We start from the raw sequence: 22,906 nt of genomic DNA, 5'->3' as shown, positions 1-22,906 counted from the left end.
GCGAACGGCCATGTTTCCTGAACCGGCCCTTCGGCGAAGGTGTCAGGGGAGCCCATTAGTGACCAATGCTGCGCTCCGCACAAATGTCCGGTTTTTCTGACAGCGGCCCTTATCCTGCGGGAACTAGGAGTGCCGTTGGTACCATGATATTGGGTGAACTCGCCCGAGGGCCTAAATCGAAGCATTTTGGTTGGCCAAACCAACCATGTTTGAGCGCGCTCAAGCAGAAAGAACGGATATTTTCAGTCGATATAGCTGCCAAATCCAAATAACGATTTGCCAAGCTCGATAAAAACAGAGAGCCAGACCATGATCCTATAGCAAGAGTTTCAAATCCGTGATGCCAAAGTGCCCCGTGGACAAAATCAGACGTAAATCTTAAGAAACTTAGCCACGCCTTTCTTGACCCGGCTCTCTAAGTAATCGCTTTCGACAGACATGTGTGGCTTCAACCGCATCTCGTAGACCAAAGTTCCAAGCCATAGTCCGAGAAGATCTTCGGCCATTTCTTGAACGTCGCCTGCCGGTATGAGCCCGTTTGACTGCCAAGTTGTCAGAGCTTCAGACAGCATCGATTTTGCTTTGCCGGGACCTGCGGCAAAGAATTTGTCCCCGAGCTTGGGGTTCTTCAATGCTTCGATCGCGATCACGGGTTCGGCCGTAAGGAGCCGCCGCTCCGCGATTCCGCCCATCAGAGCCTTGCCAAAGGCAACAAGAGCCTCTTTGGGCTCTCCACCTTCGGCGATGCGATGCTTCATCCCCGCGCCGACGTTGTCAGCGATGTCGTCTACAACCGCTTCGAAGATTGCGTCCTTGTTTCCAAATTTTGCGTAAACCGTTGATTTCGCCACACCTGCCGAGGCCGCGATCTGCTCAATCGACACGCCGTCGACGCCGTGGACGAAAAAAAGCTTCTTCGCTTCTTCCCGGATCTGTTCAGTTTTGGCCTTGTCCACCGGACGACCTGACCTTGCAACTTTATTTTTCGGACCATCTTGATCCATTCACATTTATCCTACGTATATGTATTATAATTCGAAACCGACTTCTAATTCGGTTGTCCTATAATGGAGGGTTTGACGATGAAAAACAATGAGAAGCCCAGACTGAGGCGCTTCGGCCGCGTCCTCTTTAGTGGTGTAATGCTGGTCGGGCTCGCAGCTGCGGCCCTCGCATCGATCAATCGTATTCAAGACAACGCAGCCGCTGTGCAGGCCTCAATCTTTGTCGATGAACGCGCCATTCCAGTGCTCACGACAACCGCTGAACAAGCGACCGGGTATGATGTCCCACGACAGTATGCCGGTCGCACAGTCATCGCTGAACAGGCAGAGCTGTCGTTTGAAGTCGGAGGCCGTGTTATTCTCGCTGACGTCTCCATTGGCGATCGTGTGGCAACGGGCGACATTTTGGGGGCGGTGGACTCCGCACGCCTCAGTTCTAACCGGCAAGAGCTGGAGGCGCGACTGCTGCGCGCTGAGACTGCCCGCAACCAAGCCTTGGATGATCTTCGGCGAAGCGAAGCTCTCCTCGAAACCGGTTCGGTTACGAGGACGAGCGTCGAACAGAATCAAACCGCTCTCGAACTTGCCGAGCAAGACATCAGCGCAATCGAGGCACAGATTGACCGGCTCCAATTTGACCTTCGGGACACTGAATTGCGCGCGCCCTTCGATGGGATTCTGACGCAAGTGGAGTTTGACGTCGGCGACGTTGTGTCAGCCGGTATTCCGGTGCTGCAGCTGGTCGATGCCAACAGCATCGAAGCGCATGTGGGTGTTCCTGTGGCAGCGGCGACGCAGATCGAAGAAGGGCAAATCGTCCCGCTAACTTGGCGTGGGAACACATATGAGGCCGTCGTTTCTTCGATCGTACCGGTCGTCAACGCACAGTCACAGACGATGCTGCTGGTACTGGATTGGGAGGCGTCTCGCCAGCCGCTAGAAGGCGAGATGCTGCGGATCACGCTATCTCAAAGCGTAGATCAGGATGGCTTCTGGGTTCCCCTAGACGCGCTGGTTTCAGATCTGCGCGGCCTTTTCGCGGTACAGATCGTCGTAGATGCCGAAAATGGGGCGCTGGAAGTGACCCGCGCGCCTGTGCAGGTTCATTACTCTGATGGAGCGCAGGCCTACGTGTCGGGCGCGCTCCAGAATGAAGACCGTATTGTGACGCGCGGTACAAACCGCGTTGCCCCCGGTCAGGCCGTCATCCTCGCCTCCGCGAGGGCCGGCCAGTGATCTCGTTTATCTTTAACCGGCGGCTTCTGGCGCTATCAGTACTCTTCGTGATCGCGATCGGCGCAGGGGCCATGCTGACGACCCCCCGAGCAGAAGATCCAACGATCCAGAGCCGCAACGCTGCTGTAACGACCCTGTATCCCGGGGCATCCGCACAGCGGGTCGAGGCGCTCGTGACGCGCGTCATCGAGGAAGAGCTTAGAACACTCGCCGAGATCGATGAGATTTCCTCCACGTCGCGCGCCGATGTGTCAATTGTATCGATCACACTGCTTGATGAAGTGACCGATGTCGCGCCGGTCTGGAGCCGCGTTCGGGACAAGCTGGCCGATATCGAAGCGGGGATGCCGTCAGGGTCACTCCCGCCTGACCTCAACGATGAAGGCGGATACGCCTATACGGCCGCGTTTGCTGTTCACGCCGGAGACGGTCGGGACACGGATCGTCTCATTCTGCAACGCTATGCCGAGGAATTGGCTGACCAGCTGCGATCTGTTCCTGGAACCGATCTTGTTGAAGTCCATGCCTCGGATCCGGAGCTGGTGGAGGTAACTGTCGACGAGGCCGCGTTGCGCGCTGCCGGATTGGACGTGCGCGCCGTTGCGACGGCGCTTGCGGGCGCCGATGCTCGAAACGCGGCTGGCTCGGTCGTGAATGATACCAACTCTCTGACCATCGAGCTCGACAACACCCTCGACAACCTTGAGCGTTTGCGCGCGATCCCCCTGCAAAGTGATGGGGCGTCTTCCCTTGTTCTTGGCGACATTGCAGAGTTTCGTCGCACTGTCTCGGACCCGCCTTCGGAACTTGGCTTGTTTAACGGCGAACTTGCAGTGTTCATTGGTACCCGCATGCAGCCTGGCCAGCGAGTTGATCTGTGGGTGCCTCACGCCCAGGCCGTTGTGGAGCAGTTCAGCGAGCGCAACGTTGCTGGTGTGACCGTGACCGAGTTGTTCGAGCAGGCCAGCTACACCACCGAACGGCTGCAGACTGTACTCGTCTCTCTAGGGCAAGGGCTCGCGATCGTCGTGATCGTTTTGCTGTTCACGATGGGGCTGAGGTCCGCTTTGTCCGTTGGTCTGGCGATCCCGACCACGGCCCTGATGACGGCTGGCCTTTTTCCAATGGTCGGCATTGATTTCAATCAGATGAGCATCGTCGGCGTGATCGTGGCGCTTGGCCTGATGGTCGACAATGCCATCATCATGACAAACGACATTCGCGAGCGTCTTTCGAAAGAGGAACGCTTTCGCACTGCCATCGAAGGTGCGCTTCGCAAACTCCTCTTTCCTTTGGCCGCATCGACTTTCACGACCATGCTGGCGTTTATGCCAATCGTCCTGCTACCTGGGGGCGCTGGCGAATTCGTCGGGCCGATGTCCATTGCCGTGATTTGCGCGCTCGGCTCGTCCTTCGTCGTGTCGATGTACATCGTGCCAGCGCTGGCCCCGATCCTCTTTCGCGAGGGCAAGGCCTCTGGCAAAGGATGGACGACACAAGGCATTTCCGTCGGGCCACTGGCGACAGGCTTCCGCGCGCTCATCCGCTTTCTGATTGGTCGGCCGATAGTCGGCATCGCGGTTTGCCTAGCACCCGTGATAATCGGTATCACCTCGCTCCCGACCGTTCCGACGAGCTTCTTTCCCCCGGCGGATCGTGATCAGTTTCGAATCGAGATCCGGCTGCCACAAAGCACCGTTATTACTCGGACGACGGAGGTTGTCGGCGAGATCGAGCGTATCATTCGCGACACAGAAGGGGTTACCCAAACCCTCACAGTAACGGGCGCGGCAACGCCGCAACTCTATTACAACGTAATTTCCTCCGAGAGCGCGAACCCTGCCTTCGGCAACATCATTATCAACACCACCGGAGCCGCCAGAACAGCCGAGCTGATCCCTTACTTCCAAGAGAGCCTTTCGAAGCAATTCCCAGAGGTTGCGCTTGTCGTCAGGCGATACGAGTTCGGCCCGCCGGTGTCCACGCCAGTCGAGATGCGTGTTTACGGGCCAGAGTTGGAGGTGCTCGCAGAGTACGGCCAAATCGCCGCAGGCATCCTTGGGTCTGTCGAAGGAGCGGTCTATGCCCGCGCATCTCTCCATCGTGACAACGTGAAATTGGCCGTCGATGTCGACGACGAAGCCGCACGCGTTGTGGGACTTGATGCGGCAGCGATTGCGCAGCAGATCAACGCATCCTTCAACGGTCAGACCGGTGGATTCGTCCTCGAAGGTTCCGAACAGCTGCCGATTTCGGTTCGTTTGGGTCAAGGGCAGCGAGAAACGGTCGACGACCTTGCCGACGTGACGCTTCTCGCCCCCGGTGGTGCAGAAGTGCCACTGACCTCAGTAGCGGAGGTGCGTCCGGTCCCGGCATGGACGGACATCACCCGGCTGAACGGCGCGCGCATCCAATCGGTGTCGAGCTTCGTCGAGTTCGGTATGCTACCGTCTGTCGTGCAGACCCGGTTCGAGGCGGCGCTCGAAGAGGCCGAATTCGAGCTTCCAGCTGGTTATTCCTACAGTTTCGAAGGCGCACAGGGCCAGCGGTCCGAAGCGGTTGGCCGCCTGTTAAGCCAGGTCTCCATCCTGTTGATCGCTGCCGTCACGTCGCTTGTGATCGCGTTCAATTCCTTCCGACGTATGGGGATGGTCTTCATCGCGGGCTTCCTCGCCTTGGGGATGGGGATGCTGGTGCTGAAACTGACCGGGAACAACTTCGGTTTCATCGTCATCATCGGGATCATGGGTCTCATCGGGGTTGGTATCAACGGCACCATTGTCATGACCGAGGTGCTCGATGAAGACCCGGACGCCCGCGTTGGCGATCCGGATGCCATGGCTGACATCGTCACCGGCTACACGGCGCGTCACATATGGTCGACGACGCTGACTACGGCCGGGGGCTTTGTCCCGCTGATTCTGCTGGGCGGAGACTTCTGGCCTCCCTTCGCCGAGGTCTTTGCCGGTGGCCTGCTTCTGCTGACCCTTGTGACGTTCATCTTCACGCCTTGTGCCTACAAGCTTTTGATCGCGCGATGGAACAGGCGGTCCCGTGAAGAAAGAGATGCAAGCGAAGCCTTAACCAACGCAACACCAGCGGAGTGACCTGAAATGAACAAATCTGCCTCAGACTTCGACCCGAGCACGGCCAACCCTCAAACCTCTCCGTGGCCCAATCGGTTAACTTGGGGTGTGCAAATTTCGCTCGCCCTCGCTTTTGGGGCGGCGGGTGGCTCAAAATTGATCGGTGTGACCCCCATGGTCGACTTGTTCGATCTAATCGGGCTCGGCCAGTGGTTTCGCTATGTTACGGGCGCGATTGAGGTTGGCTCGGCGGTTCTGTTGCTCAACGTGCGCAGCTCTTGGATCGGAGCGTCATTGCTGATCTGCACCATGTTCGGTGCCGTTATTGTTCACATCGTCGTCGTACCTAGCCCGCCGATTGGGCCACTTGTCCTCGGTACTCTCTCGGCGATCGTTCTCTTTCGTCGACGACCACGGGCGTTCTGATCCGATGTGCGGTCACCATTATCCCTTTTTGAACCACCATTCACGCGAAACCCTAACTCAACAGGAGAAAACCATGAAGGATACTGTTAAGCTCACCTCTCTCACCATCGCCATTTTCATCGGAAGTTGTCTCGCTGCGACCGCTGAAACTATGGGCCCCGATAGGATCCGGGCCGAGCTGGTGGGACAAGATCTGCAAGGCCGTATGGGAATCCTGCGCGCATCGTTGCGCTACAAGACCGACGGTACCATCGAGATGCGCGCGCCTGTTGGGACAGGTGCGGGCACTTGGGAGATGACAGACACCGGGATGTGTGTCGACATCACGTCAGGTCCCCGGCAAGGGGAGGAATGCCTGACGTTCACCGATAACGGAGACGGATCCTATTCGGTGTCCAATGGCATGACACTGGTTCGTCGTTGAAAATGGGTGCGCTAGAGATCGTCTTGTTTACTAAGCCCGGATGCAGTCACTGCGCCCGGGCCAAAGAGCTGCTCGCTGACCACGACATGCCCTTTTTCGAACGCGATATTCTTGCCTCGGATGCTATCGCCGCGGAAAGCATCTTTCGAAGCGGTGCAGTGACCGTACCTCAGATTTTTATCGGAGGTCAGCACGTTGGTGGTGCGGACGCCTTGGAGGCTTTGTCTAAAGGCGGGCTGCTGAGCGATTTAGTCGATCATATCTTAGGTTCACTGCCGTCTCTTCCGAGCGATTTTCCGGAGCTTTCGGCTGACGAGCCACTAAAGACAAGGCTGCCGGAAAGCGACGGAACGCATTCCGATGAACCAACCGAATGGCCTGTATTGCACATGTACAAGGAGTTCTTCGGGTTTTGGCCTAATTGCTTCTACTTCATGCACCATTGGCCGGAAGCTTACAAACTCTTCATCTACTGCCACAATGCCATCAGCGTGGGCGGAGGCCGCGACACGCTTGGCGGACCCGGCGTAGGTGTCGTCGCTTGGGGTTCGTCTAACGCGCATGGATGCAATTATTGCAAAGTCCATTCTGTCGCTACGATGGGTGAAAAGTCTCTTGGCATCCCCGAGGCGCTCGACAAGGCAAGAGCTGGAGACGCTGGCTGGCTGAGCCCGGTCAAGGATTTCGAAGTCGCTTTGGCCGATCTTGCGGGCCACGCGACTTTGAACACCGTGTCCTACGCCGACCTCAGCCGCGTGCGCGACACGGCAGGTCACAAGGGCCTCATCCGCCACCCCGACCCCGATAATGTTACCGACTACGTCGCCATGATTTCCGGGTCGTTTGGCTTCCTGAACGTCTACAACGATCTGACCGGCGTCGAGGTTGAGCCGCACTGGGCGAACGATGCCAAGGGCATCGGGCTGGACGCCGGACGGCACGGCGTCAAGCACGATCGGGCACCGACCAACCTTGACCATGAGTTGCCATCGGGTGGCCCGTCGATGGAGGACTTACAGGGTGAGTATCGCCGCCATGTGAAGGCAGCTGGAGGCGTGGACGCCTTTTGCCGGAATGAGCTTGGGATCGTGCCTGGCTGGATCGCGCGTTGGCCGGAAGTCGGGCAGGATCTTCATGCCTATTTCTACGCAGAGATGACGCAGGCGCGTACACATTCAAAGCTGCCGTCGGAGCTGCGTCATCTCATGGCATATGTCGCAGCGATCGAAAAAGGGCATGACGCTGTCGCCACCGATGAGGCTGCAATGGCCATCATGGCATCTGAGGATCGCGCGCGCACCGTCTCCCGGCTGAACGTAGCTTATTCGGCTGCCAAAAGTCTCGAAGGTGGCGGAGATCGCTCTGTCGATGGCTTCTCGGATCAGGAACGTGCGGCGCTTATCTTTGCCTGGACGTCAGCGCAGGTGCCGCTGGAGACACCGAAGCGCTTCGTTGCACCCGTATTGAAGCACTTCAGCGAGATCGAAGTCATTCATCTCATAACGACCTGCGCGATGGCGTCCCTTGTTCAACGGACCGCAGCGGTTCTTCAGGCGTTACCTTCAAGTGATGCCCGCGAGATGATGGCAGGGCACGGCCTTGAGACATCAAGCCTGGCCATCAAGGCGCGAACAAGGACATCGGCGATATGATCAGCAAAGCCCTTCCTACTGCCAAACTCTATCCGCGGGCGGCAGCCATCTTCTTGGCGATTTGGGCCGTGATGCATGTCGGAGCAGCGGTGTCTACTTGGATGACCGCGGGGACGGTCGGTGATCCACTGGCAGCCGGTCGGATCCAACAGAACGCGTGGCATCTTTTCGGCATGGCGGTTTTCGTAGGCATCCTGACACCCCGGATTTGGCGTAGGAGCGTGGGCGGTGCCGTCATCGCGGCGGCTGTCACAACGTTCACAGATTTGGGGTTCATAGTTCTCCTGCTTTTGCCTGGAATCGTACCGGTCATTCCGGGTATCTTCGGCCCGTCGGTCTGGCTGATAGCAATGATCTTGCTTGCGCTAGCTCATCGGGAAGATCTGAGGCCCACGGCCGCGCAGGACGCATCTACGTGACCTTGACACCACTTCGGATCAATCGACGCGTGTTCTTTTGGGGGGGCTCTCTCGCCCTAATTGGAGCGTGTTCGCCGACCGCCCCGGACCTTCAGCTTCCATCGCGGGAGCAGGCTGATCCCCTTCGAAAATACCGAGTTGCGGAATTCGCTCCTTATTCCAGCTGGGCACGTCATATCCATGAGTCGACAATGCGAGATGCTCCGGACATCCTTGCCATTTCAGGGGGCGGAGAAGATGGCGCATTCGGTGCAGGTTTACTGAATGGTTGGTCAGCGCGTGGAGATCGACCGCGATTTGATGTTGTCACTGGCATATCTGCGGGCGCATTGATCGCCCCATTCGCTTTTCTCGGCCCAGCTTATGACGCTCAATTAAAACAGGTTTTCACAGAGTTCGGCGGAGATGACGTTTTGCGCCGTCGTGGTTTGCCGGGGCTTCTCGGATCGTCGGTTTATGATACTAAACCGATGGCTGATCTTTTGCGCACTTTCGTCGCCGCGGATATTATTGACGCGATTGCAGAACGTCATCACAACGGCGCGCGACTTTTCGTTGTGACGTCCAATTTGGACACAGCGCGCGCTGACATCTGGAACATGGGTGCCTTGGCTGTGGATGGTCAAGACGACCTGTTGCGATCCATTGTACTGGCATCCTCAGCGCTTCCAGCAGTATTCCCGCCAGTGCCTATCAGCTACCGGGATAAAAGCGGTCAGATTTATCGCGAGACCCACCTCGATGGTGGACTGAACATGCAGTTCCTGGCCATACCAGAAGCCACCCCGGCTTTAGCGCGCAACCGTCAAGGCAGGCTGTTCATTCTTATAAATAACACCATTGATCCTGCCCCTCAGAGCGTCCCTCGGAGCATAATCGGCATCTCAACGCACTCCCTTAGTACCTTGGTACGATCGAGCGCGCGCAGCGGGCTACGCGCTGCCGAACTTGCAGCATCAGACAGTCAGTTACAGGTATTTGCCGTCTCAGTGGAGCCGGACAGTCCGGTTGTATACGATCCATCGGAGCGGTTTTCGCTCGATTACATGATCCCTTTGTTTGACTACGGGTATCAACGGGGCTTGGCTGGGGACATCTGGAGCGACTAAAACAGGAAACCCGATCATCGGAATCTGGCCCAGCGTCCGAAAGCCGACTTTCGCGCAGCCGCAGCGAAGTTACGCTTTGTCCCGCGACTCGCTCGCTCGAGCATCCCGATCCAATGACGGCTTTGGGCTGGCACGGGTCATCCGACAAAATCTATCAGATGTCGGCAGTGAGCCCAATGTGTCTGATGCTGCGCATTGCATGAATGTCAGCTTTGGCGAGTGTCTTGAAACGAGTTATGGTGATGACTTCAACCGGTTGAAGAGGTCCTACATAAACCTGTCATCCTGAAACGACCTCACGGCCCAGTCGATAAACACGCGCACACGCGACGAAAGCTGACGACTTCTCGGATAGAGAAGCGAGACAGGCACAGACGGAACATCATATTTTGCCAGAACCTGACAGAGACGCCCAAGCCGAAGATCGTCGTCGATGTGAAAGAGCGGCATCTGCGCCAAACCAAGACCAAGCAAGGTAGACAAACGATAGCTCTCCGGGCCGTTAACCGAAACTTGCGCAGACGGCCTCAAATTCTTGATTTCGTCTTTCACAACAAAATCGAGCGGAAGGACTGCGCCGGTCGTCATGGGCCAGATACCGACCATTTTGTGGATCTCCAGATCGCTTAGCGAGGTTGGTTCACCAAAGTTCTCCAAATATCTGGGTGAAGCACAGGTGATCCGCTTTGCCATACCCAATGGTCGCACGATCAAATCGCTGTCGGGCAGCTCGCCCCACCGCACAGCACAGTCGACACCTTCCTCGACCAGATCGACCCACCGATCCCTTTCGCTAATGGATATCTCGATCTCAGGGTATCGGGATAGGAAATCCGGCAAGCCGGGCATCAGAAAATGTCTGGCGAGCGTACCCTGGACTTCAATCCGCAGGTGACCTTTCGGTGGCGCACCCGCAAAGGCGCTGTCGGCCTCTTCAATGTCGTTAAGTATCGAAAGGCATCGCTGATAGTAGGCTTGCCCGTCGAGCGTCGGGCGTACGACACGCGTCGTACGGTGGAGCAATTGCACCCCAAGTCTTTGCTCCATCTGCTGGATCACTTCGGTGACGGTGGATCGCGGTGTCCCAGTATCGTGGGCGGCGGCCGTGAAGCTGCGGCGTTCGACGATCCGCACAAAAAGCTGCATTGCGTCAAGTCGGTCCATTGCATCCTCATTGTTCGTCTAGGGCGAATAGCGATGTCAAAATATACCCCATTATCCCGTTCCATCAACGGCATATCTTTCGGCCATCGCCAGCATGGTGCTGGCAAATAGAAAGGAGATATCATGACCGATACAAAATCCAGAACTGCAATTGTCACCGGCGCGTCGCGCGGAATTGGTGCGGCCGTTGCCGAACGTTTGGCATCCGATGGCCTCAATGTCATCGTGAACTACGCTGGCAGCGAAAAAGCGGCGGCGGCCGTCGTCGACAAGATCGAGGCCGCAGGTGGTAAAGCCATTACTGCCAAAGCAGACGTATCTGATGCTGAGGCTGTGCGACGGATGTTCGATGCAGCTGAGACCGCCTTCGGAGGCGTTGATGTTCTCGTGAACAACGCGGGTATCATGAAATTGGCGAAGATTGCTGACAGTGACGACGCTCTGTTTGACGCGCATATCGCCGTCAACCTCAAAGGCACATTCAATACGCTACGCGAGGCTGCGGACCGGCTGCAAAGCGGTGGGGCCATCGTCAACTTTTCGACCAGTGTCGTGGGCACGAAGCTTGAGACATACGGGGTCTACACCGCGACCAAGGCAGCCATCGAGACGCTGACTGGCATCCTCTCAAAGGAGCTGCGCGGGCGCAATATCACCGTCAATGCCGTGGCACCCGGGCCCACTGCGACCGATCTGTTCCTGGACGGCAAGCCACCGGAACTGATCGATCGTTTCGCCAAAATAGTCCCACTCGAAAGGCTCGGGGAACCCCGCGACATTGCCAACGCCGTGTCGTTTCTGGCCGGACCGGACGGAGCTTGGGTCAACGGACAGACATTACGTGCAAACGGTGGGTTGGTCTGAACGGGCTAACCCTCCATTCGAAACAAAGGAGCAATCAAATGACAAAGGAACCAGAAAAACAGATTGTCGTTGTCACCGGCGCATCAAGCGGCTTTGGCAAGATGACCGCCTACGCTCTCGCTGATGCGGGCCATACGGTCTATGCGTCCATGCGCGGAACCGAAGGTCACAATGCTGGGACGGCTAAGGCGGCCACGGACTACGCCCGCAAGAACGATGTCGATCTGCGCGTGGCCGAGATCGACGTGGTTGCCGACGCCTCCGTCGCTGCCGGGATCGATCAGATCTTTGAAGAGGCTGGCCGCCTTGACGTCATTGTCCATAACGCAGGCCATATGTCATTCGGCCCGGCAGAGGCGTTCACACCAGAGCAGATGGCGCAACTCTACGACATCAATGTGCTATCGACGCAGCGCGTGATGCGGGCAGCGCTGCCCAGAATGCGGGCACAAGGCCAAGGCCTTATTGTCTGGGTGTCGTCCAGCAGCGCTCGTGGTGGGACACCGCCGTTCCTGTCGCCTTATTTTGCCGCCAAAGCGGGTATGGATTCGCTGGCGGTATCCTATGCGTCCGAGCTGGCCCGCTGGGGGATCGAAACGTCGATCATGGTGCCGGGTGCGTTCACTGCCGGTACCAATCACTTCGCACAAGCTGGGTCACCCGACGATCAGGTGGTTGCTGATGCTTATCTGACCGGTCCCTATGCTGACGTCCCTTCAAAGGCGCTCGACGGGCTTCGGTCGCTTGAGCCTGCTGACGCAGACCCATCGGCCGTGGCGCGTGGTATTGTCGACATTGTGAATGTGCCGTTGGGAAAGCGACCGTTTCGGATTCATGTTGATCCGTCGCACGATGGTTCCGAAGTTGTTAGCGGGGTCGCGGATCGGGTCAGGGCAGAGATGTTCCGAAGGATCGGTCTGGACGACTTGTTGTCTCCGGTCAGACAGGCAGCAAACTAATCTATGAGCCGAAGCAGTGGCATTGCCGATAGTGGCTTCGGCAATGCCGCATTGGGCCTTGCACAAGATATTTGCCAGATCATTGGATCCGCTCTATCGTGGGCGTCTCTTCGCTGCGAAGGGTCAAAACCTCAACGCCATTTCCGGTCACCGCGACTGTATGCTCGAACTGCGCCGAAAGCTTCCGGTCCTTGGTCACGATAGTCCACCCGTCGCGTTCGGTCGCCACCATGCGACTGCCCTTGTTGACCATCGGCTCGATGGTGAAGACCATACCTTCGCGCAACTCTATACCCGTTCCCGGTCGTCCGAAATTCAACACCTGCGGGTCCTCGTGCATCTCGCGACCAATGCCATGCCCACAATATTCCCGCACAACAGAGCAGCCATTTTTCTTGGCGTATTTCTCAATCGCGAAGCCGATATCCCCCAAGTGTGCTCCGGGTCGGACCTGTTTTATGCCTTGCCACATCGCCTCTTGGGCGATCCGCACAAGCCGTTTCGCAGCAGGTGGGGCATTGCCGATCAGATAGGTCTTGCTTGAATCCGCAATGTAGCCGTTCTTTTCGAGCGTGATGTCGAAATTGACGATATCGCCGTCACGGATGATGTCGTTCGGGTTTGGTACGCCGTGGCAAACAACGTGATTGATCGAACAATTCAGGACATATTCGAAATCGTATTGACCCTTACTGGCCGGGCGGGCGTTTAGGTCAACGGTGATGAAACGGTCGACCAGATCGTTGACCTGCAAGGTCGACATGCCTTCCAGACTTTGTCTGTCCAGCATCTCGAACACCGACGCCAGCAATCTGCCGGATACGCGCATCAGATCCAGTTCATCGGGGGTCTTTACCATTTTACGCTGCCGCTACCTCGGCGACACGCACCTGCGCCGCTTCCAGTTGCATCTTCACGATGTCGTTGAAGGACAGTGTCGGGTTGGCTTCGGCCAACATGCCGATCTTCATCCAGAACTCTGCCTGGGCGTTGATAGATCGGCACAACACAGCGCAGGCCCGACGGACCTCTTCATGCAAGTCGTCGTTGATTTTCACGATACCCATCTTTGTCTCCTAGAGTTCAGAATATACGAAACGTATACATTTCGTATGGTCATTGATCAACCTGATGTTGAGAAACATAGTCGCGTGCGCTCACGGTAAACATTGATCCGTTTGTTTCCTGCAATGGACGGTGCCGTGCATCACCTCTTGCTCCAAACATCCGCATTAGCGGCGACAAACGCCTCCAGCGCGCGTGCCGGTCGTCCGGCCATGCGCGGCACGGTGTCGGTGACGCGATCTTCTGAACCCGCAGCGATGGCCGCATCCATCTGTGCAAGCGTCCGGGCATAGGGCTCCGGCAGGCCGGACTGGTCCATATGTCGCGCGGCAAGTTCATCGACGCTCAGGTGATGGTGCTTGACCGGGTGCTTCAGCGCATCGCTGAGCGTTTGCGCGACAGCATCGTAACTGAGTGCCGCAGGTCCGGTTAGGATGATGTCGCCTGAGACACATTCTGGCTGGGTCAGTGCTTCAACTGCGACGGCGGCAATATCTTCCGCATCGATAAATCCGACCCGCCCCTGATCTGTTGCGGTGTAGATCGCGCCCTCATCGCGGATGGTAGCAAGATGCTGGCCATCAGAGAAATTCTGCATAAACCATGTTGGACGCAAAACGACCCATTCCGGCGCGTGGTCGCTCAGCCAGGCATGCACAGTACCCATCATTGGGCCGCCCACGTCCAATGAGGATGCGCTCAGCAATACAAAGCGTTTGACGCCATTGTGGATCGCGAGCTCCATGAACGGGATCATCACAGGCAAAGGCTCTGTAACGCCGCTGGGCGCGACGAGGTAAACACCTTTGACGCCTTCCAGCGCTGCCGCCCAAGTGGTTTCATCCATCCAATCAAATCGGATGTGGTCTTTGGCACTCGGATTGCGTGTTGCGACGCGATAACAAAAACCGCGCTCCGAAAGCTGGGCGGATACACGACGCCCGGTCGTGCCAGTACCGCCAGTGACAAGGATTGTATCACGCACGGGTAAAACCCTCCCCTTCAGGCTCAGGAACCGCATCGCCCGTCGCAGCGAGCGTAATCCGCGGGTCCCAGTAGTCAGCGTAATGGACGATCTTGCCGTCGCGCGTCTCAATCACCGAGATCCATTTCTGATCGTAGGGCGCACCGGTCCGCCCTTCACCCCTGCCGCAAAACTCCAGCACGACCTTGTTCGGGTCGGCCATTTCGCTGATCCGCAGGTCAAAGAAATCGTCGATGCGGATCAGGTCGGGCAAAACCATCAGGTAACGCTCCAGTGCATCACGGCCGTCGATGCGGGCGATGAATCCCGGCGGCGCATAAGGCGCTTCAAACACACAGTCCTCGGCGAACATGTCGAGGAAATTCTCCGCCTCCGGAGCGATCCGGGTACCGAGCCCTTCACGCAGGATATCGGCAAGTCCTTCAAAACGGGTTTGTTGGGCAGTCATTGACAAGTCTCCCTTTTGGATGGAACGGTATCGTATCGACCATATAGGAGATTAGTGGATGGAACGCAATCGTTCCGACGAAGATTTGACGATGAGCGCATCCCCGCGTGCGCCTAGTGGAGCGGCCGTGATGCGCCCGTCCGTGACCGATGCCCTCACCCGCGCGTTTTTTGAGGAATGGGCGGAGACCGGTCTTGGTGCGCTAAGCCTGGAACGCGTCGCCAAGCGGGCCGGTGTCGGGAAAGCGGCGATCTATCGCCGGTGGTCGTCAAAACAGGATATGGCGATCGAGTTGATCAAAGCGGTTGGCCTGAACCTAACAACCATCCCCGACAGCGGGTCGTTGTTGGAGGATCTGCGGCTGATCCTGTTGTCGCTGCGCCGGACTATGCGCCACCCGCTGATCCGGCGTATTTTGCCCGACTTGCATGCCGAGATGGCCAGAACCAGCGCATTGAGCGCCGAGATAAGGAACACACTGCAATATGAGCGCCGCGAACGCGGCAAGGCGATCGTCGACCGGGCCATCGCACGTGGTGAATTATCCGAAACTGCGGACCGTGATCTTGCCAATGATGCGCTTGCGAGCATTCTTTATTGGCGGATCATTGTGACCGGAGGTCGCGTCAGCAGCTTGGAAATAAACAAGATTGCGCGGTTCATCGCTGCAGGTCTTGGCCGTCAGTGAAGCAAGTGTGCACGCTCTTTGAGGTCTCTCGCATATTCTGTCGGAGGGCGTCCCACAATGCGTGTGAACGCAACGCTGAACGCGCTTGGTGAGCCATAGCCGACGCTGTAGGCGATCTCCGAAATGGAGCTGTTGCCCGCGCATAGCTTGTCCTTGGCGAGCGACATTCGCCAGTTTTGCAGATATTCCATTGGCGCCATGCCGACAACACGATTGAATTTCGCGAAGAAGGCCGACCGCGATAGCGCGGCTTCGCGCGACAAATCCTCGACCGTCCAGCCGCGTGTGGGGTCTTCGTGAATGAGGCGGATGGCCTGCGCGATCTGATCATCTGCAAGCCCGCGCACGAGTCCTGCAAAGCCACCTTCATCAGGCAGCGCGCGAAAGGCTTCGATGCAGAGGACTTCGAGCAAACGATCAAGGATCACATTGCGCGCATTGCGACGATTTCGATACTCATCATCCACCAAACCCGCGAGCGCGGCCAGGCGATCACTTTTCCGGATAATGACAATCTGCGGCAAGAGCGAGACCAGCAAGGACGCGTCTGGTGAGCCAAAGAGGCAATACCCGATCATCATCCTGACATCGGTCGGCGCATCCGGCTCGCCTACGCGATATTCTCCGCCGGACAGATCAACGGGAAGCGCCGAAAGGGCATCGCCAGTCACCGCGATCTTGCTCGATACCGTGAAATCGGCAGCCGAGGGGACCAACAGGAAGTCGCCGGCTTCAATGGTGACTTCCGCCTGTCCGTCCGCCTGGAACCGAAAGCCCCCATCCAGCGCCAATCCATAAAAGACCCGGTCGGTGACTTCACGGCGCACACGCCACGCGCCGCCGCCATACACCAGCTTCATCGCGGCAGGCTGTGGTTGCAGCAGAGAAATCACATCAGTCAGTGGATCAGTCATATCAGGACTATCGCAAATGAATACCGGATTTTCAACTATCGATAGTGCACATGTCGACGCCTAGTTTGATGTCAGACGATAGAAAAAGGAGGTCCCAATGAACACCGTACTCATTACAGGATGCTCCTCCGGCTTCGGGCTGGAGACCGCATTGTTCTTCCTCGACAAAGGGTGGTCCGTCATCGCGACGATGCGCACCCCGCGCGAGGATCTTTTCCCGCCGAGCGACCGCCTGCGGGTGCTGCCACTGGACACGACTGATCAAGACAGCATCGCAGCGGCCATCAATGCCGCCGGTCCCATCGATGTGCTGGTCAACAATGCCGGTATTGGCATGCTGAGCGCTGTCGAAGGTACCGATATGGCCCAGATCCGCGCCATCTTCGAGACCAACACGCTTGGCACGATCGCCATGACGAAAGCGGTCTTACCAGCGTTTAGGCAGCGGCGGTCGGGCGTCATCGTGAACGTCAATACGAGCACGACGATTAAGCCTTTCCCTCTGTTCTCATTCTACTCCGCAAGCAAGGCGGCGATCATCGCGTTCAGCGATTGCCTCGCGCTTGAGATGGCAGAATTCGGCGTATCCGTGAAGGTCGTCATTCCTGGTCAGGCCGAGACGCGCTTTGCCGACAATGCGCAATCGCGCTCATCGGACGGTATTCCCGCGGCCTATGCGGGTTTCGCAGATCGGGCGCTTGCCAATTTGGCCGCGCCGTCGGCCACGACAAGGATCGAAGACGTAACCGAAGCGATCTGGCGGGCAGCCACCGATCCGGATTGCCCGGATCATCTACCTACGGGCGCGGATGTCTGGGCTCTCGCCAACGCGGCCACTCACACCTCATCACCCCAAACCAACTGATCGAAAGGAAAATCTCATGTATCTTGTATTTGGAGCAACCGGAAATGTCGGCGGCGAAGTCGCGGCTCAATTCTTACAAAAAGGCCATGCCGTGCGTGCCTTCGTCCGAGATGAAGCCCGTGCCAGGAAGCAATTGCCGGATGGTATTGAATTTGCTGTTGGCGAGCTTGATGACCCGAAAAGCATCGCCGAAGCGACCAAGGGCGTGGATGGCGTGTTCTTCATGCAGCTCGAACCCTCCGTTGAGCAGGCGCAAAGCATGATCGATGCGGCACATGCTGCCAATGTGAAGCGGATCGCCCTGCTTTCGTCACTCGGGACAAGCCTGCAACCCTATCCAATGATCGGTGCCATGATCGCCAAGCGCGACGAGGTCTTTCACAAGTCTGATCTTGATGTGACCTATCTGCGGGCCAACGGGCTTATGTCGAACGCGCTTTGGTGGCTTGACGCGATCAAGAAAGACGGCCGCGTGGTGGACGCGACTGATCCCGGCGCCCTTGCGATCGTCGACCCCCACGACGTCGGGCGTATCGCCGTGCTGGCACTGACCGAGCCGGGCCATGCGGGCAAGGGGTACATCCTGAACGGCCCCGAGGCACTGAGCGCCCGCGAACAGGTCGCGATCCTGACTGACGTGATCGACCGACCCATTGAGTTCACATCAGTCACGCCCGAGGAGCTTGAGCAGCGACACATCGCAGACGGCATGCCAGAGCCCAATGCCAAGGCAATGCGCAACCTCAACGAGACGTTCCGTGCAGGACGCGCGGGCTTTCTCGCCGATGACATCGCGAACCTGACGGGCACCGCACCGCGCACCTTCCGGGCATGGTGCGAAAGCCACGCGGCCGAATTTGCATGATCTTGTTGATGATCCGGCGCAACGCAGGGGCCATGTCGGCCCCTGCGTTCTTTATCGACGAAATTTTCAAACCTTAGAGCGCTCCAATCTGGATCACGTACGGAACGTAGGTCGAATGTTGCGGCCTGCACTGTCATGTAAGCGAACCCTGTCGGCAGTCGGCCTACCCCTTGCAACCAAAGCGGCCATTGGAGCAAACGCAGCGAACGGCGGCAAAGTCCCGCATCTGAGACATTGGCGCATCGCGCAGCGATTGTCCGGTGTCGGGTTGCGGCCCCACAACGCGCACATATTTTTACCATTGGCGCCTTATTGCTATTCACTCTACCAACGAATGTACGGCCAGTTTCGTAGATGGCGTGGTTCTTTGGCGCTTACACCGCGACCAAATCGAAATATCAAACTACTTTTCCAGGATTTGGACGCTATCGCCAATTTCTACTAAGGATACATGACTTACACCGAGGGCCTGCGCCAACTCATACAGCGTAATCACCGTGGGGTTCCGTCTCCCACGCTCCAAGCCGCTCAGATATTGCTGGCTAAAGCCTGATCGCTCTTCAACCTGCTCTTGGGTTAAGCCTTTTTCCCGTCGCAGGCGCGCAAAATTTTTTCCAACCAGTTTTCGCATATCCATGCGGAAGACTATTGGACAGTACATACTTTAGTGTTATCAACTATAATATGTAATTTGACGAATGAGGTCTCTATGAAGCACATAGTTCACCCCATGGGTTCGGTGATGATCATGTGTGCGCTGCCTGCACTCGCTGAAGACGTGCTGACGCCACTTCCAGCACCAGAACCTCGCCCATACCCATACGAAATCCTTGGGCTTCAGCCGGGGGATGCCCTGGACGACGTCCTATCCGTCTACGCAGAACGCAACGACGCTGCCCCAACAAGCGAGAGCGAAGTTCTTCGCGTGCAGTCGCCCGATGGCGCTGTCTTCGAGTTCACCTACCAGAAATTCACCCGCATCGGCGATGTCGGCATCAATGGGCGGCTCGCAAATGCGGATCAAGATCAGGTGACGGCGATGCTGTCGTCAGATGTGATGGAACAACGCCCCATGGCGATCCATCGCTCGATCCGCCAGCCAAGCGATGATTTGCCAGAACCACTAGAATTGAAAGCGCAGATCGAAGAGACTTATGGCCCGCCATCGCGTGTAGAAATCAACGGACGTGAGATGACCTTGACCTATGCCTGGGGCGAAGGCGGGTTCATTCCTGATCTGGATGCATTAACTCCGCTGGTACATGAAGAAACCTTCGCATCGGGCACCGTGCGGCGCACCGAATATACGCTTTGCAGCAATGACCTGCATTACCGCAATAATGTCGAATACAGCTTCGAACATCCCCGCCAATCCGACATCAAGACGGGATGTATTGCGACTTTCACCGTCCGCTATCGCGGAGAACCGGGCAGTACAGTCATTGGCTTCTCGCTAGAGGATTACGCGCTCGGCCGCCAGCATATGGCAGAGCTGGATCGCCAGATCGTTGGGGCACTGACTGGCGAGGAGGTCGAAGCCTCAGACATGGACCTGTGAGAATGGATAGCCAAATACGCCTGAACTGGCTATGAGTTCCGCATGATCTTGAAGCGCAAACATATCACCCTGAACTAGCGCCCGCATATCTGGCGGGCGGCTACGCGCCGTTCGCATATGATTATCCTCATCACCGCCTCTGCCGTTGCCGTCCGCGCCACTATCGCACGCCGGAGAAAAGACATGACCAACTGGTACACCGCAGACCCACATTTCGGGCACGAAAACGTCATCAAGTTTTGCAACCGCCCCTTTCGATCCGCCAATCACATGGACGCAGTCCTGATGCAGAATCTTTGGGCCATGGTTGGTCCCAAGGATGCGCTCTGGATCATTGGCGACTTTGCCCATGGCCCAAAGGCCAAGGACAACGAGTGGCTGACTAAGCTTTTTGACAAACTGCCCGGGGGGGAAAGGCACCTCGTCGTCGGAAACCATGATCTGGAACCGACGCAGGCACTGCCATGGACGAGCGTCTCGCATCTGTCGGAGGTCCGGGACGGACCACAGAGGCAGGCACACACGCTCTGCCATTACCCCATGATCACCTGGAATCACGCCCGCCGCGATGCGCTCCAGATCTTCGGCCATGTTCACCAGAACTGGAAAGGCAGCCGCAATAGCGTAAACGCCGGTGTGGACGTCTGGGACTTCATGCCCGTTCGTTTTGAGGACGTCGCCCGGCGCGCAAAAACGCTACCCGTGAACAAACACTGGGCCGATGTTGAGCACAACGCGAAGGAGTTCTGAGACGTCCCGATCAAGATGATGTATTCGCCTGAAAACCCGGCCCCGCCTGACATCGCCCCACATAAGGCAGGGGAAGACGACAATAGATTTATGTCGACCTAGGAATCATCACTTTCATGATGATCTGCATTGTTCGGAGGAATATTAGCTTCACGTTCCTCCGGCTTTCCTGTCTCTTTGCGTGGTTCGGCAACGCCATCAAAAATGCCTCCATCAACAGCCTCATTCACCGCTGTACGTATTTTCTCTGCAAGGTTCTTTAGGTCGTTCATGACTTTCTCCATCGTTTGCTGACTAGGGTGTAGGACCAGATAGAAACGGACTCGCGCCGTCATCGTCTGGTCTATTATCTTCTTGTCGAAGATTCTCATGCGCGTTTACTGGTTGGCTCAACAGCCCCCGAGCAGCCGCAACAATTCGGTCTGTTGCTTCTCCAAGCTGCTCAATCGAGCTTCCAATGCGTTTGCGAACCGTTTGAACTCGCGTTGTAAATTCGCCAATTCGTTCGGTGAAGCGCCCGCGTTCTTCAACCCAGCCTCGAATGTCGTGTTCAGTTCGTCGACAGCGCGCAATAATGCTGTCTCGAAGGGCGTCAGTTGATGGTGTGACATAGGCTACCTCGTCTTTGCTGTTTCGACGCAGACTTCGCCGCCACCCAGATTTGGAATTGGGCAATTCGCGAGGGCGACGCCACGTGGCAAGTTCACCACCTGGCCAAGCCCGCCAAGGCCACGCGTTACGCGCGTCCCATCGAGACCGAATGCCGCGAGGCTCTGTGCTTCTATCGCTGATGGTTGCTCCGGAAAGGTCAGCTGCACTGCCATCAAGAGTACCCAGAAGGTCAGAAAGACCCCGGCTAGGTAGGTCGGCAGCATCGTCTTCCACGTCACCGTGCGCCATTCCTTCCTGCTCTCTTCCAACGCCGCCGTTGCGTCCCGAATGCTGCTGGCCTGAGCATCGATCTGATGGGCCGTCCGGTTGTTGATCGAGCTGCTCAGTTTTTCGAGGTCGCGCATATCGGTCTCGATTTTTCGCAGCGCGGCGTTCAACGCTTGTGACAAACGCTGCTCGAAGTCGTTCAACAACTGCTGGGTCTGCTCTTCGGTGGCGTGGCTTTGCGTCTCCAACTTCGCTTGCAGGTTTTGCAGCAAAGTATTCATCTGCGGTCCAGGTTTCATGGAAAATGCGATCCTCTAATCTAAAGGTGTTCTGGCTGTTCGAGGTGCCTGCAAGACGCATGGTAATCCGGGTGTCGCGACGGCGTGGCTTACCGTCTTTGGCTTCTTCGGCATCGGCCTTGCGGCGCTTCTCAAGCTGTTTCTTGGTCAGCGGCTTGAATTCCAGGCCATCCAATGTTGCCAGAACGGCGCGAACGTCAGCGTGATTTTGGACTTCGCCGGCCTCGATCTTTTGAAGCATGAGAGTCTGAATGGTCTCTTTGATGCTCTTTCGATCGCCCAGATCGAAAACAGGTTTGATCATCCGCTTTCTTTCCGGCTCTTCGGGACTGACCCAGCCTTCGCGGGCATTCCAATAGTCGCGGAATGCGTTGAAGAAGCGTTCCGACCCAGGGGGTGCTGGATTAAATGACCGCCCCGCATAAAGCTCGACGCGCGGGATCAGAAAATGCAGCTCAATGTTGCCCATGTGTTGATGACGAACCCAGAGAATATTCGCTTGGTCGGTTTCGAGCCCTGCAAACGCGGCCTTTTCCAAATCCTGCATCACAACGGCTTGCTTTGCTTCTGAGGGATCGTCATCTGCATGGAACGCCACGACGCCGGATGTGTACCGCCATTTGCGGGTATTGCTGTCGATAAGGTGCCAGGTCAGATCGGGATCGCCGGCCAGTATTTCAGGGGGTACATCTCGTCGCACGGTCTCACCAGCGATGCGCTTACGGTCCTCGGTGTAAGCCGCGACCTCCTTGGCCAAGAGGTACTCGACTGCTGCCCGCCCTGAGCCGTCGCCATGCGTGAAAAAGCGAACCATCATCGGCAATGCTCCGCGACGATTTCAGCCAGTTCGCGGTCAAGCGTCATCAACAGCGTGCGGACGGCAATCAAGTCAATGGGGCGTCCGGATTTACGGTCGGCGTTCATGGCCCGGGCGATTTGGTTCAGGTTGTTGCCCGCGCGTCCGATCGCCGCCAGCAACACGGGATCGATCGCCGGTGGCCGAGCTCGCCGCTGCATCGGTTCAGCAGAGAGAACATGGCGCGCATAGTCGGAAAGCGACCGTTCTTGCGCGCGGGCTTTGCTCAACCAAGCAGCACGTTCCTCTTCTGAGCAACGCACCCGCAGAACCAGCTCACGTACCGAACGCGGCTCCAACTTACTCTTGCTCATGCTAACCACCTGACGCGCTCTGCGCGTGGGTTTGGGGTCGAGGGGAAAGGGCTTGTCCATTCCCTCGCAAGTTGCAT

General features: G+C 57.2%; 25 protein-coding genes. 14 read left to right on the top strand and 11 right to left on the bottom strand.

Features of this window, described 5'->3' with window-relative positions; all coding sequences use genetic code 11:
- Positions 1–365 precede the first annotated feature (365 nt).
- On the bottom strand, positions 366–1,004 hold the full coding sequence (locus BC777_RS11460; RefSeq protein WP_100368324.1) for a TetR/AcrR family transcriptional regulator: 639 nt from the start codon (positions 1,002–1,004) through the stop codon (positions 366–368).
- 78 nt (positions 1,005–1,082) lie between these two features.
- Here BC777_RS11460 and BC777_RS11455 point away from each other — a divergent pair, with 78 nt between their 5' ends.
- From BC777_RS11455 to BC777_RS11425, 7 genes are all read left to right on the top strand, one after another.
- Entirely contained in the window at positions 1,083–2,240 is a 1,158-nt protein-coding gene (locus BC777_RS11455; RefSeq protein ID WP_168769147.1) for an efflux RND transporter periplasmic adaptor subunit, read from the top strand.
- Entirely contained in the window at positions 2,237–5,347 is a 3,111-nt protein-coding gene (locus tag BC777_RS11450; RefSeq protein WP_100368322.1) for an efflux RND transporter permease subunit, read from the top strand. Before BC777_RS11455 ends, BC777_RS11450 begins: the two co-directional genes overlap by 4 nt.
- 6 nt (positions 5,348–5,353) lie before the next feature.
- The gene (locus BC777_RS11445; protein ID WP_100368321.1) at positions 5,354–5,752 is read left to right on the top strand and encodes a DoxX family protein; all 399 of its coding nucleotides are present in this window, start codon (positions 5,354–5,356) and stop codon (positions 5,750–5,752) included.
- A gap of 73 nt (positions 5,753–5,825) precedes the next feature.
- A complete protein-coding gene (locus BC777_RS11440) occupies positions 5,826–6,176 on the top strand; it encodes a hypothetical protein (RefSeq protein ID WP_100368320.1) in 351 nt (116 codons plus the stop codon).
- Between the two features lie 2 nt (positions 6,177–6,178).
- Positions 6,179–7,828 carry a glutaredoxin domain-containing protein gene (locus BC777_RS11435; RefSeq protein WP_100368319.1) on the top strand — a complete coding sequence of 550 codons (1,650 nt, stop codon included), beginning with the start codon at positions 6,179–6,181 and terminating at the stop codon, positions 7,826–7,828.
- A complete protein-coding gene (locus BC777_RS11430) occupies positions 7,825–8,247 on the top strand; it encodes a hypothetical protein (protein WP_100368318.1) in 423 nt (140 codons plus the stop codon). The genes BC777_RS11435 and BC777_RS11430 overlap by 4 nt, the downstream gene beginning before the upstream one ends.
- Positions 8,244–9,356: a patatin-like phospholipase family protein gene (locus BC777_RS11425; RefSeq protein ID WP_133122549.1), complete on the top strand. Its 1,113-nt coding sequence runs from the start codon at positions 8,244–8,246 to the stop codon at positions 9,354–9,356. Before BC777_RS11430 ends, BC777_RS11425 begins: the two co-directional genes overlap by 4 nt.
- A gap of 267 nt (positions 9,357–9,623) precedes the next feature.
- Here BC777_RS11425 and BC777_RS11420 read toward each other — a convergent pair whose 3' ends face one another.
- On the bottom strand, positions 9,624–10,520 hold the full coding sequence (locus BC777_RS11420) for a LysR family transcriptional regulator (RefSeq protein WP_100368316.1): 897 nt from the start codon (positions 10,518–10,520) through the stop codon (positions 9,624–9,626).
- A 123-nt stretch (positions 10,521–10,643) separates the two neighbouring features.
- Between BC777_RS11420 and BC777_RS11415 the strand changes: the two genes are divergently transcribed.
- Both BC777_RS11415 and BC777_RS11410 read left to right on the top strand, forming a co-directional pair.
- Positions 10,644–11,384, top strand: a complete 741-nt coding sequence (locus tag BC777_RS11415) for an SDR family oxidoreductase (protein ID WP_100368315.1) — start codon at positions 10,644–10,646, stop codon at positions 11,382–11,384.
- A 38-nt stretch (positions 11,385–11,422) separates the two neighbouring features.
- Complete coding sequence (locus tag BC777_RS11410) at positions 11,423–12,343, top strand: SDR family oxidoreductase (RefSeq protein ID WP_100368314.1); 921 nt, start codon at positions 11,423–11,425, stop codon at positions 12,341–12,343.
- A 79-nt stretch (positions 12,344–12,422) separates the two neighbouring features.
- Here the strand turns inward: BC777_RS11410 and map are convergent, their stop codons facing one another.
- From map to BC777_RS11390, 4 genes are all read right to left on the bottom strand, one after another.
- A complete protein-coding gene (gene map / locus BC777_RS11405; RefSeq protein WP_100368313.1) occupies positions 12,423–13,202 on the bottom strand; it encodes a type I methionyl aminopeptidase in 780 nt (259 codons plus the stop codon).
- 1 nt (position 13,203) lies between these two features.
- Entirely contained in the window at positions 13,204–13,410 is a 207-nt protein-coding gene (locus BC777_RS11400; protein ID WP_100368312.1) for a ParD-like family protein, read from the bottom strand.
- A gap of 140 nt (positions 13,411–13,550) precedes the next feature.
- On the bottom strand, positions 13,551–14,393 hold the full coding sequence (locus tag BC777_RS11395) for an ergot alkaloid biosynthesis protein (RefSeq protein WP_100368311.1): 843 nt from the start codon (positions 14,391–14,393) through the stop codon (positions 13,551–13,553).
- Positions 14,386–14,841, bottom strand: a complete 456-nt coding sequence (locus BC777_RS11390; protein ID WP_100368310.1) for a nuclear transport factor 2 family protein — start codon at positions 14,839–14,841, stop codon at positions 14,386–14,388. The genes BC777_RS11395 and BC777_RS11390 overlap by 8 nt, the downstream gene beginning before the upstream one ends.
- A gap of 58 nt (positions 14,842–14,899) precedes the next feature.
- Between BC777_RS11390 and BC777_RS11385 the strand changes: the two genes are divergently transcribed.
- The gene (locus tag BC777_RS11385; protein ID WP_100368309.1) at positions 14,900–15,529 is read left to right on the top strand and encodes a TetR/AcrR family transcriptional regulator; all 630 of its coding nucleotides are present in this window, start codon (positions 14,900–14,902) and stop codon (positions 15,527–15,529) included.
- Here BC777_RS11385 and BC777_RS11380 read toward each other — a convergent pair.
- Positions 15,523–16,443, bottom strand: coding sequence for an AraC family transcriptional regulator (locus BC777_RS11380; protein WP_100368308.1), 921 nt, complete (start codon positions 16,441–16,443; stop codon positions 15,523–15,525). The genes BC777_RS11385 and BC777_RS11380 overlap by 7 nt on opposite strands.
- 97 nt (positions 16,444–16,540) lie before the next feature.
- On the opposite strand from BC777_RS11380, the gene BC777_RS11375 reads away from it, so the two are divergent.
- Complete coding sequence (locus BC777_RS11375) at positions 16,541–17,308, top strand: SDR family oxidoreductase (RefSeq protein ID WP_100368307.1); 768 nt, start codon at positions 16,541–16,543, stop codon at positions 17,306–17,308.
- 16 nt (positions 17,309–17,324) lie between these two features.
- Positions 17,325–18,173, top strand: coding sequence for an NmrA family NAD(P)-binding protein (locus tag BC777_RS11370; RefSeq protein WP_100368306.1), 849 nt, complete (start codon positions 17,325–17,327; stop codon positions 18,171–18,173).
- A 403-nt stretch (positions 18,174–18,576) separates the two neighbouring features.
- On the opposite strand, the gene BC777_RS11365 is transcribed toward BC777_RS11370, so the two are convergent.
- Positions 18,577–18,810, bottom strand: a complete 234-nt coding sequence (locus BC777_RS11365) for a helix-turn-helix domain-containing protein (RefSeq protein ID WP_100368825.1) — start codon at positions 18,808–18,810, stop codon at positions 18,577–18,579.
- Between the two features lie 72 nt (positions 18,811–18,882).
- Between BC777_RS11365 and BC777_RS11360 the strand changes: the two genes are divergently transcribed.
- Entirely contained in the window at positions 18,883–19,731 is an 849-nt protein-coding gene (locus BC777_RS11360; protein ID WP_133122548.1) for a hypothetical protein, read from the top strand.
- A gap of 183 nt (positions 19,732–19,914) precedes the next feature.
- On the top strand, positions 19,915–20,481 hold the full coding sequence (locus tag BC777_RS11355; RefSeq protein ID WP_100368824.1) for a metallophosphoesterase: 567 nt from the start codon (positions 19,915–19,917) through the stop codon (positions 20,479–20,481).
- A gap of 98 nt (positions 20,482–20,579) precedes the next feature.
- Here BC777_RS11355 and BC777_RS19370 read toward each other — a convergent pair whose 3' ends face one another.
- The 3 genes from BC777_RS19370 to BC777_RS11345 are packed head-to-tail and all read right to left on the bottom strand — an operon-like array spanning position 20,580 to position 22,829.
- Entirely contained in the window at positions 20,580–20,753 is a 174-nt protein-coding gene (locus BC777_RS19370) for a hypothetical protein (protein WP_168769146.1), read from the bottom strand.
- Positions 20,754–20,775: 22 nt separating this feature from the next.
- The gene (locus BC777_RS11350) at positions 20,776–22,476 is read right to left on the bottom strand and encodes a relaxase family protein (RefSeq protein ID WP_100368304.1); all 1,701 of its coding nucleotides are present in this window, start codon (positions 22,474–22,476) and stop codon (positions 20,776–20,778) included.
- Entirely contained in the window at positions 22,473–22,829 is a 357-nt protein-coding gene (locus tag BC777_RS11345) for a plasmid mobilization protein (protein ID WP_168769145.1), read from the bottom strand. The genes BC777_RS11350 and BC777_RS11345 overlap by 4 nt, the downstream gene beginning before the upstream one ends.
- Between the last annotated feature and the right edge of the window lie 77 nt (positions 22,830–22,906).

Origin of the sequence: Yoonia maricola, assembly GCF_002797915.1 — a bacterium.
GTDB lineage: Bacteria > Pseudomonadota > Alphaproteobacteria > Rhodobacterales > Rhodobacteraceae > Yoonia > Yoonia maricola.
This window is presented reverse-complemented; position numbering and strand designations above follow the sequence as displayed.